Origin of the sequence: Halorussus salinus (genome assembly GCF_004765815.2) — an archaeon.
Taxonomy (GTDB): domain Archaea; phylum Halobacteriota; class Halobacteria; order Halobacteriales; family Haladaptataceae; genus Halorussus; species Halorussus salinus.
Map to the genome: position 1 here is coordinate 922,435 of NZ_ML974127.1, position 15,280 is coordinate 937,714.

Here is a 15,280-nt window from a genome sequence, read left to right on the forward strand (position 1 = left end):
CCCGCCGGTCTTTGTGGTTGTGGTCTCCTCGCGCCGCGGACCCGACTCCCGACCGGTCGCACACGAACGCTGACCGACACGTTTTTCGTCGGGCCGGACCCATGCGATGGCATGTCGAGTCACGGAACGCGAGGCCGCTCGGCGGGGACCGTCCGCCTCCCCGACGCCGTGCCGTTCACCCTGCCAGCCCTGAACCGCCTCAGTTGGGAACTGGGGTCGCGGGTCGTCTCGGACGGGTCGCTCGTCGCCGAGTGGGAACAGGTCTCGTCGGGGCGGCGACTCGGCGTCTACGACGTGACCGAGAACACGGTCGTCTTCGCCGTCCGGACCCCGGTCGGGCGCGAACGCTTCTACGGCGCGGCGAAGGCCGACTTCGAGGAGAAGCGCCGACACTTCGCCGAGGCGGACGACTGGCGACGAGCGTAACGAAAATTCAGCGCGCGTACAGTTTCTGGCCCACCAGCGTCGCCAGCGCCACGCCGTCGTCCGGCGTGACCGCGACGTAGGGCCGCGAGACCGGGCCGAACACGTCCACGACCCGACCCACGACGTTCAGTTGTTCGTCCACCGCCTCGGTGCCCACGTCCGGCGGGTCGTCGTCGGGACACCGGACGACCGCCAGTCCTTGGGCGGTCCGGACGACCTCGCCGAGTTTCTGCATCGCCATCAGTCGCGGAGCGCCGCGACGTACGCCGCGACCGCCTGAATCAGGTCGTTCTTCGAGGAGTCGTCGGCGTTCTGGACCAGCACGCGACCGCGCTCGTCCCAGTTCTCGCGGGAGTAGGCCTTGTCGCGCTCGATTATCGCGTCGTACCCGACCTGCTGGACGGCTTGGGCGATTTCGTCTACCGTCGGCTCGGCGACGGCCATCTCGGCGGCTACCCGTCGGCCCTCGTTGCGGGTCTTCTCCGCGTCGAAGTAGGCGGGCCACAGCACTTTCTCGACCATACGTCAACGTCTCGCTCCGGCCGTTAAACAACTTAGGAAAAGAGAGAGTCGTCTCGGCGGCGTCAGCGACGACGCGCGAGCATCGCCGCACCGGCGAGGGCCGCGAGCGCCGCGGGGACGCCGAAGCCGGGGATGGACCCGGACGACGAGTCGCTCGTCGTAGTCGTCGCGTCCTGCATGGCCTCCTCGTCGGTCATCGTCTCGGTCGCAGAGTCCATCGCAGTGGTCGTCTGCGTCGCCGCCTCCGCGTCCGTCGTCTCCGCGTCCGCCGTCTCCGTACTCTCCATCGTGGTGGCGGCAGTCGTGGTCGCGTTCGCCTCGGCGTACGCTTCGGGGTGGAACGCTTGGGCCATCTCCACGATGGCGTAGACCACGCGCGGTGCGGGCTGGCTGATGTTCTCGCTACTCACCGTGACGAGTTGGTCGTTCTGGACCGCGGCGGTGCCGTTGTACGCCTCGGTCTGGGGGTAGCCGCCGAACGCCCCGATCTGGACTATCCACTCGGGGTTCTGCTGGACGATGACCTCCTCGCTAATCTTGGCGTAGCCGGTGATGTTGGCCGCGGCCGCGAGGTTCGTCCCGCCCGCGAGTTCGACCACGTTCCCGACGAAGGTGCCCTCGCCCGCGGTCCACCCGCCGCCCTGCGAGACGAACACCGTCGGGGACTCCTCGCCCTCGGTGGCCTCTCGCACGGTCGAGATGCGGTCTTTCATCCACGAAACCGTCTCGGTCGCACCGTCGCAGTTGCCGGTGAGTTCGCCCGTGAGATTCGTCTTCGCGTAGATGTCGGCGACCGACTTCGCCTCGGCGAACTTGAAGACGGTGAGTCCGGCCTCCCGGAGTTTCACGACCGTCTCGTTCGAGACGACGTTCGCGGTGAGAACGAGGTCGGGCTCTTGGGCGACGACCTTCTCGACGTTCACGTAGGTCCGGCCCGCGCCCGAGACGTTCGCCCGCGAGTCGGCACCGTCGAGATACGACGAGTACTGCGTGACGCCGACGACTTGGGACTTGCCGCCGATCTCCCACATCGTCTGGGCCGCGCTCGGGCCGAGCGTGACGACGCGCTCGGGGGAGCTATCGACCGTCACCTCGGTCCCCGTCGCGTCCGTCTCGGTGACGGGGAACGAACAGTTCGACTGCGCCGCCGCAGTCGCGCTCTCCACCTGACTCGCGCTCCCTACCTGCCCGACCGCGCTCGCGTCGCTCGGGGCCGCCCCGGAGACCGCTCCGACCGGGGCGACGCCCGCCGCGAGGACGAGCAGTACCGCCAGTAGCGTCGTTGCCTGCTGTCTCATGCGTTCCCATCTCCGACCGTATCCAATAAGTATTTACCTAAAGCAATCAGGCTTTCATACGATGCGTAGCTCCGCGCGAATCGTCGGCACGTCCGCGGTGTTGGCCGCCGTGCTGGCGGTCGTCGTAATAGTGAGCGCCGCGATAGGGCCGGTCGCCCTCGACTACGCGGTGGTCGGCAAGGTCCTCCTGAACGCGCTCGCGGTCCCCGTCGGAGTCGGGACGACCGAGCGGACGCTCCGACTCGCGGGGGTGGCGATTTCGGGTCCGACGCCGACCGTCGAGTTCGCGCCGCTCTTCGACTTCGCGGTGCCCGAGACCGCCCGGACCATCGTCGTGACGCTCCGGTTGCCCCGCATCGTCTTGGGCGCGGTCGTCGGGTTCGCGCTCTCGACGGCGGGGGTCGTGATGCAGGGGTTCTTCCGGAACCCGATGGCCGACCCCTCCATCATCGGCGTCTCGTCGGGCGCGGCGGTGGGCGCGGTGGCGACCATCGCGCTTCCCTTCGCCCTCCCGTTCGCGCCCGGTCTCGCACTTCCAGCGGCGGCGTTCCTCGGCGCTATCGGGGCCGCCTTCGGCGTCTACCTGCTCGCCACCGAGGAGGGCCGAACCCCCGTCGCCACGCTCCTGCTCGCCGGGGTGGCGGTCCAGACGTTCCTCGGCGCGGTGGTTTCGTTTCTGCTCCTCCAGAGCGGCGAGAGCCTCCGCCGGGCGGTCTACTGGCTGATGGGCCACCTCCATCTGGCGTCGTGGGCCGACGTGGCGATGGTCCTGCCGGTGACGCTCGTCGGTTTCGGGGTCCTCCTCGCGTACGCGCGAGACCTGAACGTGCTTCTCCTCGGCGAGGAGGACGCCCACGCGCTCGGCGTCGAGGTCGAGCGCACCAAGCGACTGCTCCTCGGGGTCGCCAGCGTGATGACCGGCGCGGCGGTGGCGGTCACGGGCGTCATCGGCTTCGTCGGGTTGGTCGTGCCCCACGTCGTGCGCCTGTTGGTGGGGCCGAACCACCGCATCCTACTCCCGACCTCCGCGCTCGCGGGCGCGACGTTCCTCGTCGCCACCGACACGCTGGCGCGGTCGGGTCCCGCGGAGCTACCGGTCGGCATCGTGACCGCGTTTCTCGGTGCGCCGTTTTTCCTCTATCTCCTCCGGACACGGGAGGTACACGCGCTATGAACCGGACTTTCGGTACTCGGAGGCCGCGGCTTCCGATTTGGCGCGCTCGATTACTCCTCCGACACGCGAACGCGTGGTCTCGAAAACAACCGTCTGGATGGACGAAAGGGGCCGCCCGCTCGCGGACCGCAGGTCCGTGGTCGCCTGACCGACCCCTATCTGCGCCGGGCGGTGCGGAGAGGCGCGGATATGTCGGTCAGCGACCGCGAGCGGGCGGGGGCTTTCTGAAGCGACGTTCCTCCGATGGTGGAGATGACTGCGACGACTCCAGCGACTCCGAGAGCCGTAACTGCAACGACTGGGACGACTTCGATTCCGACACCGAAGACCGCAACCGCGACAGCACAGACGGCTCCAATTTCGATACCAAAGGTCGCAAAAACAGCACCAAAACACCCAAACTGCCTAAAAACCGATGATAGAGATAGACGACGTGGCGGTCGAACTCGGCGGGAACTCGATACTCGACGGCGTGACCACCGCCGTCGAGGAGGGCCGGTTCGTCGGCTTGGTCGGCCCCAACGGGGCCGGGAAGACGACCCTGCTCCGGGCCATCCACGGCGTCCTCACGCCCGACCGCGGGGAGGTCCGGGTGGGCGGCGACTCGGTGGCGGCGCTCTCCTCGAAGGAGGCGAGTCGCCGGGTCGCGGTCGTTCCGCAGGACACCACCCTCTCGTTCGACTTTCCGGTCGAGGAGGTCGTGGGGATGGGTCGCCACCCCTACCGGTCGCGCTTCTCGGGTCCGCAATCGTCCCGAGAAGGCACCTCCGACGGCGAACGCGTCTCCGACCGCGAACACGTCGAGCGCGCGATGGCCCGCACCGAGGTCGCCGAGTTCGCCGAGCGGTCGATTACCGCGGTGTCGGGCGGCGAGCGCCAGCGCGTCCTGCTGGCCCGCGCGCTGGCACAGGACACGCCCGCGCTCCTGCTGGACGAACCCACCGCGAGCCTCGACATCAACCACCAAGTCCGGACGCTCGAACTCGTCCGCGAGTTGGCCGACGAGGGCAAGACCGTCGTGGCGGCCATCCACGACCTGAATCTGGCGGCCCACTACTGCGACGAGTTGCGCCTGCTGGCGGGCGGCGAGATTCGGGCCAGCGGCGACCCCGAGGAGGTCCTCGCGGAGGACCACCTCGAAGCCGCCTTCGACACGCGGGCGGTCGTCTCCAGCCACCCCGTGACCGGTTCGACCTACGTCACCGCGCTCCCCGAGCGTCCGACCGAGGAGGACCCCGCGGGGCGAGTCCACGTCGTCGGCGGGGGCGGCACCGTCTCGCGACTCCTCTACGTGCTGTCGGCGGCGGGCTACGAGGTCTCGGTCGGCGCGCTCAACGAGGGCGACTCGGACCTCGAAACCGCCCGGTCGCTCGGTCTCGACGCCGTGACCGAGGAGCCGTTCGCGCCGGTCGGCGAGGCGGCCCGCCGGGAGGTAGAAGCCCGTATTCGAGGGGCGGACGCGACGATTCTCGCGGACGTGGAGGTCGGCGCGGGCAACCTCGCCAACCTCCGGGCCGCCCGCGAGGCCGACTCCGTGGTCGTGGTCGAGGAGCGCCCGTTCGCCGAGCGCAACTACGCCGGGAGCGACGCCGCCGCGCTCTACCGGGAGTTGAGCGAGCGCGGACGAGTGGTCGGCCCCGACGAACTCCTCGGGGCGGTCGAGGAGGCGGTCGCCGAGTCCGAGGCGCGGCCGAACGTCGAAGCCGAGTGAGTCGCCGAGACGCGTCTGTGCTTCGAGTACGCGGGAACGACTGGCTTCGACACCGCACCGATGACCGAAGCGACGAGAATCAACTACAAGACGTGTCGGAGAGGTGGTCTTCGCCCCACGTGTCCATCGCTTCGACCACCGGTTCAAGCGAGGCACCCCGCTCGGTCAGCGAGTACTCGACCCGGAACGGTTTCTCGCTCACTATCTCCCGGTTCACGAGATTCTTGTCTTCCAAGTCTTCGAGACTGCTCGACAGCACGGTACTCGAAATCGACTCGATGTCGTCTTCGAGCGCGTTGAACCCGAGCGGACCGCGGGCGAGCAGTCGGTGGACGATGACCGGGTGCCACTTCTTTCCGATGAGGTGGGCGGTACAGGTCACGGCACACCAGTCGTCGCCAGCACACCACGACGCGACGCAGGCCTCCTCTTCGACGTTCGTCATTTGCCGGGAGCGTTCCGGACGCGGACGTATCATTCTACCGCCATTGGGTTACCAACCGAAACTAGGTACGAGACCGAAATCAACTCAGAAAACAGTACTCGGTCAGTGCGAGCTTCGCTGACCGTTAAAATGATAGGACGTTTCTGTGGATGCATGTCCTCCGAAATGGATTCCGCTCGTCCGAAACGGGGCGTCGTTTCGCTCGTGAGAGACGCCCTCAACGTCCGAAACGCCGTGCTACTGCTCGCTGGCCTTCTCGCGGGCTACAGCCTCGGCATCGTCGGCGAAGGCCCCATCGACGTTCCGGTTCTCGGGTCGGTTCCCGCGACGCTCCTCGGTGGCGTCGGACTGGTCGTCGCATTCGTCACGTACCAGCGTCAGAGTTGCTGTGACGACTGCGCTGACGACGCGTGTGGATGCACCGGAGAGTGCGGCGAGAGTTGTTCGTACGAACCCTGACTGAACCGCCACAGAACCGCGGCTCGTCGGTCCGCGGTCGGCCCGCCGGACGTGCGGGACTCCTCGGCCGCGACGGAACGCGCCTTCGGCGTCACCGGGAGACACAAGGGATATGTCAGTCGTGGCGAAATCGCCGGACGATGCCCTCCACTATCTCGCGGCGGCGTCTGCTGGCGGCCGGTAGTGCGGTCGCGCTCGCCGGAACGAGCGGCTGTCTTGACGCGATTCGTGACGCGACCGGAAGCGACAGCGCGATCGGGAGCGAAACCGGGAACGTCTCGGGCGAGCGACGACTCAGACTGTCGCTGTCCCGCCAGTCGGGGACGCTCGCCGACCACTACGTCACCGACTTCGAGGGGCGGCCCCACTGGGACGAGGAGGCCTTCGCGGCCGCGGTCTCGGGCGAGACCTACACCACCCAACTCAGGCAACCGTTCTTCGCCCGTGACGACCCGAAATACGCGAAACACGACGGGACCTACTACCGACTCGGCTCGGTCGTCGTCGGCGAGCGCGAGGAGACCCACCCCGTCCTGCGACTCCGAACGGTCGGGTCGCCCGACGAACTCGACTCGGTGCCCGACCACACGGCTCGTGAGGACCTGCCCGAGGCCGACCAGCATGCGGTCGAAATCGCACACATGGCCGCTCGCGCTCGTGGCAACGTCGGCGGGGTCCCGGTGGGCCTCGTCGAGCGCGGCGGCTACGTCTACCGGAGTGACGAGGGCGTCGAGGAGAGTCGTCTCCTCGGCGACTCGGGACCGAGCCACGTCGAGTACCGCGGGAAAATCTACGCGGTCGAGGTCTCGCGCGAGACGTTCTACGAGCCGATTTACCGGGCCGAGGTCGAACCGGTCGCCGACTCGCCCGCGGAGTTGGAGGCGGTGCTTCGCGCTCGATTCGTGGAGGCACGGTTCGTCCGCGGCGACCTCTCGACCGACGAGCGGTCGCTCCTCCGGGACGCCCGAGGGCGAAAGGGATACGGCGAGAGTCACCCGTATTCGGAGGCGTATCGGTCGGTCCTGAAGCGACTCCGCCGCCGGGCGTACATCGACGGCAACATCCGGAAGGACGCGTTCTCGGAACCGGACCGCCCGTCTGTCGTCCTGTACGACGGCGAGTATTACGAGTACTACCTCCGGTTCGTGACGGACGACGGGTCGTGAGACCGCTCTGCACTCGTTACGCGCGGGTTTTCGTTTTTTAGGGAACGGAGAGTACACTCCTAGTACGGTACACGCTACCGCTTTTCACGAACGCTTTTCCGACAGCCGGATGCGATTTCGGGCATGGGAGACCCCTTCGGCCGCGCCGTCCGCGACCACTCCCGCGGCGAGCGCGACGAACCCCTGATTCAGCGCGACGGCGAGGAGACCCGCGAGCATCCCATCGAACAGTTCTACTTCACGGAGTTCACCGCCGAGAGCGACCCCGGTCGGTGGCTGGAGTCGTACCTCGATGGCCCGCTACTGGACCTCGGCGCGGGCGCGGGTCGTCACGCGCTGTACTTTCAGGAAAAGTTCGAGACGGTCGCACTCGAAGTCAGCGAGAACTTGGTGGCGACGATGCGCGACCGAGGAGTCGCCGACGCCCGCGACGGGGACATGTTCGCGCTCCGCGAGACGTTCGAGCGCGACCGGTTCCGGTCGGCGCTGGCCATCGGCACCCAGTTGGGTCTCGCGGGGTCGATGGACGGTCTCCGGCGATTCCTGAGCGACCTCGCGCACGTGACCGCGCCCGACGGGACCGCGGTGGTGGACTGCTACGACCCCGGCCGAATCGAGGAGGGCGACCTGCTGGGTTACCGGCCGGACCCGACGCCGGGACAGGCCGCGCGGGTGATGACCTTCGAGTACGAGGACGAACTGGGCGAGACCCTGCTGTTCCGCCTGTTCGGTCCCGACAGAATCCGGGAGGCGGCGGTCGGAACCGACTGGCGGGTCGCGGACGTGTACTACGGCGACGAGGGGCCGCACTACCGGGCCGCGCTCGACAAAGCCTAACTGGTCGAATCGCGCTCGAAAAACGCTAACTCGCCGCGCGTTCTCGCTGTTGGGCCAACTCGAACAGCATCAGCGCCGCGAACGTGCTGGCCGCCAGCAGGACCATCCCGGCGACGCCGACTCGGACGTTCGGCGCGGCGAGGCTCCCGGTGCCCAACAGCGCGCCCGAGACCAGCGCCACCAGCGCCCGGCCGGGGAGCGAGAACGTCGCGCACCGCTGGGCGAGCGTCGGGTCCAGCCCCACGATACGGGTCCAGACGACGTAGAGCGACGCGACGAACAGAAACGAGAGCAGGCCGACGCCCAGAAGGAGGGCGAACTTCGCGGGGTTCATCTCCTATTCGGAAGGCATCATGGTTCAGATATAAGTGTATCGGTGATATTTTTCGGAAATTACACGACTGCACGAGGGTTCGCTCGCAGATGTCGGCGAGCGCACGGTCCGTCGATTTATGTGAGTCGCGCCCTCAGAACCGGACATGGAACTCGCCGACCGGTCAGTCGTGGTCGTGGGCAGTGGTTTCGGCGGTCTCTCGACGGCCTGCTATCTCGCCGACGCGGGCGCGGACGTGACCGTCGTGGAGAAGAACGAACAGTTGGGCGGCCGGGCGAGCGTCCTCGAACGCGACGGTTTCAGATTCGATATGGGTCCGTCGTGGTATCTGATGCCCGACGTGTTCGAGCGGTTCTTCGGCCACTTCGGCCGGAGTCCCGACGAGTACTACGAACTCCGCCATCTGGACCCCCACTACCAGATATTCTTCAAGGACGGCGACGACGTGACCGTCACCCCCGACCGCGAGGAGACCAAGGCGACCTTCGAGGAGTACGAACCCGGCGCGGCCGCGGCCCTCGATTCGTACCTCGCCGAGTCCGAGGAGACGTACAACATCGGGATGGAACACTTCGTCTACAAAGATAGGCCGCGGTTCCGCGACTACGTGGACTTGGACGTGGCTCGCCACGCCCGCGGCCTCACCTTCCTCGGGTCGATGCAGGGCCACGTCGAGGAGTACTTCGACCACCCCAAACTCCAGCAAATAATGCAGTACACGCTGGTCTTCCTCGGCGGGTCGCCCAAGAACACGCCCGCGCTCTACAACCTGATGAGCCACGTCGATTTCAACCTCGGCGTCCACTACCCCGTGCGCGCTGACCGCGACGAGCGCGACGGCACCGACCGGAGCGGAGCGGCCGACGGGGAGGACGAGCGCGCGACGCCCGGCGGGATGGGCGTCGTCGTGGACGCGATGGCCGAGTTAGGTCGGGAACTGGGTGTCGAGTACCGGACCGACAGCCCCGTCGAGTCGATTCTCGGGTCGGCGGGCAACTTCCGCGTCGAGACCGAAGACGGGTTCCTGCGCTCGGACCTCGTGGTCAGCGACGCCGACTACGCCCACACCGAGCAGGAACTTCTCCCGCCGCAGAGCCGCCAGTACGACGCCGACTACTGGGAGTCGCGGACCTACGCGCCCTCGGCGTTCCTGCTGTACCTCGGCGTCGAGGGCGACGTGGACGCGCTGGAACACCACACCCTCGTCCTGCCGACCGACTGGAACGAACACTTCGACGAGATATTCGAGGACCCCCAGTGGCCCGAGGACCCCGCGTACTACCTCTGCGTCCCGAGCGAGACCGACGACACGGTGGCACCGGAGGGCCACAGCAATCTGTTCGCGCTGGTCCCCATCGCGCCCGGTCTCGAAGACGGGACCGCGACCCGCGAGTGGTACCGGGACCTCGTGCTGGACGACATCGCCGAGAACACCGGCGTCGAGTTGCGGGACCGCATCGTCGTCGAGGAGTCGTTCTGCGTCTCGGACTTCGCCGACCGGTACAACTCCATCGAGGGAACCGCGCTGGGTCTCGCTCACACGCTCCGCCAGACCGGCCCGCTCCGGCCCGGCCACCGCTCGTCGGAGGTGCCCGGTCTCTACTTCACGGGGTCGTTCACCACGCCCGGCATCGGCGTCCCGATGTGTCTCATCAGCGGCCAGCACACCGCCGACGCGGTGTTGAACGACTGCGGCCAGTAGCCAGCCATGCACGAACGCTCCTCGAACGTCACGCTCGGCTACCTGCTGACGCTCTCGCGGCCCCGGTTCTGGCTCTATCTGGCCGGACCGGTCCTCGTCGGCGTCGCCTACGGCGCGTCGGTCGTCGGCGAGCTGTTCGCCCCGCCAGCGGTCGCGCTGTTCGCGTACTTCCTCGTGCCCGCGAACGTCTACCTCTACGGCGTCAACGACGTGTTCGACGCGGACATCGACGCCGAGAACCCCAAGAAGACCGGCGAACAGGCCCGCGAAGCCCGGTTCCGCGGCGGCGGAACGGTCGCGGCGGTCGTCGCGGTCTGCGGGCTGGCGGGTCTCGCGCTAGTGGGCGCGCTCGTCGCGGTCGCCAGCGCGGGCGCGGCGGTTTGGGTACTGGCGTTTCTCTTCCTCGGCTACGCTTACAGCGCGCCGCCGTTCCGACTCAAGACGGTTCCGCCGCTCGATTCGGTCTCGAACGGTCTCTACGTCCTACCCGGCGCGGCGGCGTACGTCGCGCTGGCGGGTCGCCAACCCCCCGCGCTCGCAATCGCTGGCGGGTGGCTCTGGGCGATGGCGATGCACACCTTCTCGGCGATTCCCGACATCGACCCCGACCGCCGGGCCGGGATTCGGACGACCGCGACCGTGCTGGGCGAGCGCCGGACCTTGGCGTACTGCGGGGCGGTCTGGCTCGTCGCCGCCGGAGCGTTCGGCCTGCTGGACTGGCGGGCCGGGGCACTCCTCGCGGTCTATCCCCTCCTCGCGGCGGGCGTCGCCGAGACCGACGTGGCCGTCTCGCGGGCCTACTGGTGGTTCCCGGCCGTCAACGGACTGGTCGGGATGATGCTGACCTTGGGCGGTCTCTGGGGGGTCGTGCGTGGGTAGCCCGAACTCGGACGGCGCGGCCGGAGGTCCCGCGACCAGAGCCCGAATCGAGGAGGCCCTCTCCCGCCTCGTCCGCGAGAACCGCTTCACCATCGCGGTGGTCTTCCCGCTGGTCGGGGCCGCGCTGTTCGTGTTGAGCTACGAGGAGGTCCTCCTCCCGCCGTGGCTGGCGATGAATCCGGTCCTCATCCTCTTCGGAACCGCCGTGATGCGCCTGCCGCTGGTCGCCGGGCTGGCTCCGCTGGTGAATCGGAAGGCGGGGGCCGGACTCCTGCTGGTCACGGGCTACAGCTACTTTATCGAGTACGTCGGCGTCCACTACGGCGTTCCCTACGGCGAGTTCAGTTATCAGCTCCAGCTCGGGCCGATGGTCGGCGGCGTCCCTATCGGGCTTCCCGTCTTCTTTCTCCCGCTGGTCCTCAACAGCTATCTGCTGGTTCTCCTCCTGCTCCCGCGCGCCTCCCGCGCCAAGCGAACCCTCGCGGCGCTCGCGCTCGTCCTCGTCGTGGACTTCGTGTTGGACCCCGCGGCGGTCGGCCTCGGCTTCTGGCAGTACGACGGCGGCGGATTCTACTACGGCGTCCCACTCTCGAACTTCCAAGGGTGGGTCCTGAGCGGCTTCGTCGCGGTCTCGGTAATCGAGTGGGGCTTCGACACCGAGGAGTTGGCCACCCGCCTCGAAACCTGCGAGTTCGCGCTGGACGACTTCGTGAGCTTCGTCGTGCTGTGGGGCGCGATGAACGCCTACTTCGGCCACTGGATTGCGGTCGCGCTCGCGGTCGGCCTGTCGGCGGGACTGGTCCGGACCGACCGCTTCGACTTCGTTGGGGTGGGTCGGGAGCGCCCCGAGCAGAGCTGAGTCGGACACGAACGACTCGCCCCACCCGAAGGAAAGGTGGACACGAGTCGTTCTCCCGAACGACTCGCCCCACCCGAAGGACGAAATTCAAGTGCGCGCGCCACCAACTCCCGACGATGGGATTGGTAGACGACTCGCGGGTCACGGTGTTTCTGGGCGGATTCTTGCTGTCGCTCCTCGCGCTGGTCGGCGTCACCGCCTTGGGCGCGTTCGCGGTTCTCTCGGCGCTACTCGACCCGGCCGCGGGGACGCCGCTGCTGGTCGCGCTGTTGGAGACGGCCGCGCCCTTCGTCGCCGTCGTCGCCATGCTCGGATTCGTCTCGCTCCTGTTGCTCGTCGGTCTCGTGGTCACCGCCGTCCGAAGCGCCTCGATACCGCGTAGCGACCGACTGGCGCGACTCGCTCGGGTCGTCGAGCGTCACTCCTCGGACGCGCGAGACCTCGGCCTCTCCGAGAAGCTCGAACCGACGACCGACGACCGCATCGACCAGTTGAAACGCCGGTACGTCGAGGGCGAACTTACCGAACTGGAGTACGAGCAACGGCTCCAAGAGTTGATGACCGAGGAGGGCGTGAGCGACGAGCGCGTCCGCCGCGAACGGGAGCGGACGGGTCGAGAACGCGAGTACGAGTGGTGATACGGAGTAGTGGTGCCGAGCGATGACGGGAGCAAAGCTCCCCGTTGCGGCGCAGAGACGACGGTCTGTTTGTTATCCGGTCCAACAGGTTTCGTCGATAAACGTCTTCAGGTCAAAAAGTATGGTCGAGCCGAAATTGTAGCTTTGCGCTACAGGCTCTTACCGGTCGCAGTAGCAGACGCCGTTGTTACAGATACAATCGAGCGGTGAGACGTTGAACAGGAACATTCTTTGTCACCTCCACCCACACCAAGAGTACATTAATTTAAAAATTTTTCTTATATATTTATTAGTATTCCGTCGGGGGTCCGATACTCTAAAGCGCGCCGCGCGAATCTTCCCAGACATGGACTATCACGAGGCGGCGAACTTCCTGTTCGACCTGCGTCGGTTCCGCCCGAAACCGGGCACGGAATCGACCGCGGCGTTGCTCGCCCACCTCGGCGACCCCCACGAGGAGGTCGATTTCGTGCAGGTGGCCGGGTCGAACGGGAAGGGTTCGACGGCCAGAATGACCGAGCGTGCGCTCCGCGAGGCGGACCTCGACGTGGGACTCTACACCTCCCCGCACTTCGACGACGTGCGCGAGCGCGTCCGGGTGAACGGCCGGAAGATTCCGAAGGCGGCGCTCGCGGAGTACGTCGCGTCGGTGAAGGAGTACGTCGAGGACAAGGCCGCCGACGGCGAAGCCCCGACGTTCTTCGAGGTGATGACTGGTCTCGCGCTCTGGTACTTCGGCCGTGAAGAGGTAGACGTGGCACTCCTCGAAGTCGGCATCGGCGGGAAGTACGACGCGACCAGCGTCGTGGACCCCGTCGCCAGCGCGGTCACGAGCGTCACCTTGGAACACACCGGCATCATCGGCGAGACCATCGCGGAAATCGCCCACGACAAAGCCCACGTCGCGCCCGCCGACGCGCCGCTCGTGACCGCGACGACCGGCGAGGCGCTCGAAGCAGTGCGAGAGCAGGCGGGCGAAGTCGTCCGCGTCGGCGACTCTACTGACGCAGACGAAGCCCCGGACGTGCGGGTCGAGTACCGCGGCCGGACCAACCACACCGAGGCGGCCGTCTCGCTCTCCGGCCCGGACTGGACCGTCGAAACCGAGATACCCCTCCTCGGCGAGTATCAGGCCCGAAACGCGGGCGTGGCGGCCGCGCTCGCCCGGCAAGTCGCGACCCACCGCGACCTGCCCGAATCGGCGCTCGACGCCGACGCACTCGGCCGCGGCCTCCGGAAGGCCGACTGGCCCGGCCGGTTCGAGGTGATGGGTCGGGACCCCGTGGTCGTCCTCGACGGGGCGCACAACCCCGGCGCGTGCGAGGCGCTGGCCGAGACCGTGAGCGAGTTCGACGGCGAGTACGACGACCTCCACCTCGTGTTCGGCGCGATGCACGACAAGGACCTCCGCGGGATGGCAGAGGCCCTGCCGACCCCCGACCGGATGGTCGCCTGCCAACCGAACTTGGACCGCGCGGAGGACGAGGAGGTCGTCGCCCGCGCCTTCGACGAGGCCGGTGCTGGCGAGGTCCTGACTCGGAACGCGGTGGAGGGCGCGGTCGAGAACGCGCTGAACGCGGCCGACGAGAACGACCTCGTGTTGGTCGCGGGGTCGCTGTTCGCGGTCGCGGAGGCCCGGACGCGCTGGACCCGCGCCGAGATACCCAAGCGCATCCGGAATCTGGACGACGCCCGCGAGGCGCTCGAAGGCGCGGACGTGACCGACCCCGGCGTCTGGCGGATGCGGGGCAAGGCGGTCCACCGCGTCCTCAAAACGCGGGTACAGGTCCGACAGGCCCGCTACCTCAAAGAGGAGATGCTGAGCCTCGGCGGGGAGTGTGCGGTCTCGGGGACCAACGAGCAGGACGACCAGAACGTGGACGTGGTGCTGATGGGTACCCTCGCGCAGTTCAAGCGCCTCGCCGGGAAGTTGGACGGCCAGCCCTACGGTCTCTCGGTGTTCGCCGACGAACTGCGGGACGCGCTCGGCATCCAGACCGACCGCGAGCGCCGGAGCTACCCGTGGGAGGAGGGCACCGCCGTCATGGGCATCCTGAACGTCACGCCCGACTCGTTCCACGACGGCGGGCGCTACGAGGCCGTCGAGGACGCGGTTTCGCGCGCCGAGGAGATGGTCGAAGCCGGAGCCGACATCATCGACGTGGGCGGCGAATCGACTCGCCCCGGCGCGGACGAGATTCCGGTCGCGGACGAAATCGACCGCGTGGTGCCCGTCATCGAGCGAATCGCCGACGCGGACGCGCTCGTCTCCATCGACACGCGGAAGGCCGAAGTCGCGGAGGCGGCCCTCGACGCTGGCGCGGACATTCTCAACGACGTGTCCGGTCTCGAAGACCCGGAGATGCGCTTCGTCGCGGCCGACCACGACGCGCCCATCGTCGTGATGCACAGCATCGACGCGCCGGTCGTGCCCGAGAAAGATGTTCACTACGACGACGTGGTCGAGGACGTGATAGACGAACTGGAGGAGAAGGTCCTGCTGGCCGAGAAGGCAGGTCTCGACCGCGAGCAGATTATCGTGGACCCCGGACTCGGCTTCGGCAAGGAGAGTGCCGAGAGTTTCGAGCTACTGGGCCGGACCGACGAGTTCCACGCGCTGGAGTGTCCGGTCTTGGTCGGGCACTCCCACAAGTCGATGTTCGGTCTCCTCGGCGAAGACGACGACCGGACCGCGGCGACGGTGGCCGGGACCGCCATCGCGGCCGAGCGCGGCGCGGACATCGTTCGCGTCCACGACGTGGCCGAGAACGTCGCGGCGGTGAACGCGGTGGAGGCGGCCGATACGCCGGAGCGATTCGAGGAGTAACTT

The 15,280-nt window shown here is 67.6% G+C and carries 16 protein-coding genes; 11 read left to right on the forward strand and 5 right to left on the reverse strand.

Annotated features, from left to right (window positions below):
- The first annotated feature begins 111 nt into the window (after positions 1-111).
- Positions 112-426, forward strand: coding sequence for a hypothetical protein (locus tag EPL00_RS04710; protein ID WP_135851585.1), 315 nt, complete (start codon positions 112-114; stop codon positions 424-426).
- Positions 427-433: 7 nt separating this feature from the next.
- On the opposite strand, the gene EPL00_RS04715 is transcribed toward EPL00_RS04710, so the two are convergent.
- From EPL00_RS04715 to EPL00_RS04725, 3 genes are all read right to left on the reverse strand, one after another.
- On the reverse strand, positions 434-661 hold the full coding sequence (locus EPL00_RS04715) for an H/ACA ribonucleoprotein complex subunit GAR1 (RefSeq protein ID WP_135852467.1): 228 nt from the start codon (positions 659-661) through the stop codon (positions 434-436).
- 5 nt (positions 662-666) lie between these two features.
- Positions 667-948, reverse strand: coding sequence for a signal recognition particle subunit SRP19 (gene srp19 / locus EPL00_RS04720; RefSeq protein ID WP_135851584.1), 282 nt, complete (start codon positions 946-948; stop codon positions 667-669).
- Between the two features lie 62 nt (positions 949-1,010).
- The gene (locus EPL00_RS04725; RefSeq protein WP_135851583.1) at positions 1,011-2,246 is read right to left on the reverse strand and encodes a PGF-CTERM-anchored ABC transporter substrate-binding protein; all 1,236 of its coding nucleotides are present in this window, start codon (positions 2,244-2,246) and stop codon (positions 1,011-1,013) included.
- Positions 2,247-2,307: 61 nt separating this feature from the next.
- On the opposite strand from EPL00_RS04725, the gene btuC reads away from it, so the two are divergent.
- Both btuC and EPL00_RS04735 read left to right on the forward strand, forming a co-directional pair.
- Positions 2,308-3,420: a vitamin B12 ABC transporter permease BtuC gene (gene btuC / locus EPL00_RS04730; protein WP_135851582.1), complete on the forward strand. Its 1,113-nt coding sequence runs from the start codon at positions 2,308-2,310 to the stop codon at positions 3,418-3,420.
- A 415-nt stretch (positions 3,421-3,835) separates the two neighbouring features.
- The gene (locus EPL00_RS04735; protein ID WP_135851581.1) at positions 3,836-5,131 is read left to right on the forward strand and encodes a heme ABC transporter ATP-binding protein; all 1,296 of its coding nucleotides are present in this window, start codon (positions 3,836-3,838) and stop codon (positions 5,129-5,131) included.
- Positions 5,132-5,210: 79 nt separating this feature from the next.
- Here EPL00_RS04735 and EPL00_RS04740 read toward each other — a convergent pair whose 3' ends face one another.
- Entirely contained in the window at positions 5,211-5,576 is a 366-nt protein-coding gene (locus tag EPL00_RS04740) for a winged helix-turn-helix transcriptional regulator (RefSeq protein WP_135851580.1), read from the reverse strand.
- 153 nt (positions 5,577-5,729) lie between these two features.
- On the opposite strand from EPL00_RS04740, the gene EPL00_RS04745 reads away from it, so the two are divergent.
- The 3 genes from EPL00_RS04745 to EPL00_RS04755 all read left to right on the forward strand — a co-directional run bounded on the left by EPL00_RS04745 (position 5,730) and on the right by EPL00_RS04755 (position 8,038).
- Positions 5,730-6,035 carry a hypothetical protein gene (locus EPL00_RS04745; protein WP_135851579.1) on the forward strand — a complete coding sequence of 102 codons (306 nt, stop codon included), beginning with the start codon at positions 5,730-5,732 and terminating at the stop codon, positions 6,033-6,035.
- A 140-nt stretch (positions 6,036-6,175) separates the two neighbouring features.
- Positions 6,176-7,201, forward strand: a complete 1,026-nt coding sequence (locus tag EPL00_RS04750; RefSeq protein WP_135851578.1) for a hypothetical protein — start codon at positions 6,176-6,178, stop codon at positions 7,199-7,201.
- A gap of 123 nt (positions 7,202-7,324) precedes the next feature.
- Complete coding sequence (locus EPL00_RS04755) at positions 7,325-8,038, forward strand: methyltransferase domain-containing protein (RefSeq protein ID WP_135851577.1); 714 nt, start codon at positions 7,325-7,327, stop codon at positions 8,036-8,038.
- Positions 8,039-8,063: 25 nt separating this feature from the next.
- Here the strand turns inward: EPL00_RS04755 and EPL00_RS04760 are convergent, their stop codons facing one another.
- Entirely contained in the window at positions 8,064-8,372 is a 309-nt protein-coding gene (locus EPL00_RS04760) for a hypothetical protein (protein ID WP_135851576.1), read from the reverse strand.
- A 145-nt stretch (positions 8,373-8,517) separates the two neighbouring features.
- Here EPL00_RS04760 and EPL00_RS04765 point away from each other — a divergent pair, with 145 nt between their 5' ends.
- The 5 genes from EPL00_RS04765 (at position 8,518) to folP (ending at position 15,277) form a co-directional block, all read left to right on the forward strand.
- Positions 8,518-10,074: a phytoene desaturase family protein gene (locus EPL00_RS04765; RefSeq protein WP_135851575.1), complete on the forward strand. Its 1,557-nt coding sequence runs from the start codon at positions 8,518-8,520 to the stop codon at positions 10,072-10,074.
- Positions 10,075-10,080: 6 nt separating this feature from the next.
- Entirely contained in the window at positions 10,081-10,953 is an 873-nt protein-coding gene (locus tag EPL00_RS04770) for a prenyltransferase (RefSeq protein ID WP_135851574.1), read from the forward strand.
- Positions 10,946-11,812 carry a bisanhydrobacterioruberin hydratase gene (gene cruF, locus EPL00_RS04775; RefSeq protein ID WP_135851573.1) on the forward strand — a complete coding sequence of 289 codons (867 nt, stop codon included), beginning with the start codon at positions 10,946-10,948 and terminating at the stop codon, positions 11,810-11,812. The genes EPL00_RS04770 and cruF overlap by 8 nt, the downstream gene beginning before the upstream one ends.
- Positions 11,813-11,928: 116 nt before the next feature.
- Positions 11,929-12,450, forward strand: a complete 522-nt coding sequence (locus EPL00_RS04780) for an SHOCT domain-containing protein (protein ID WP_135851572.1) — start codon at positions 11,929-11,931, stop codon at positions 12,448-12,450.
- Positions 12,451-12,796: 346 nt separating this feature from the next.
- Positions 12,797-15,277, forward strand: a complete 2,481-nt coding sequence (gene folP, locus EPL00_RS04785) for a dihydropteroate synthase (protein ID WP_135851571.1) — start codon at positions 12,797-12,799, stop codon at positions 15,275-15,277.
- Positions 15,278-15,280 lie beyond the last annotated feature (3 nt).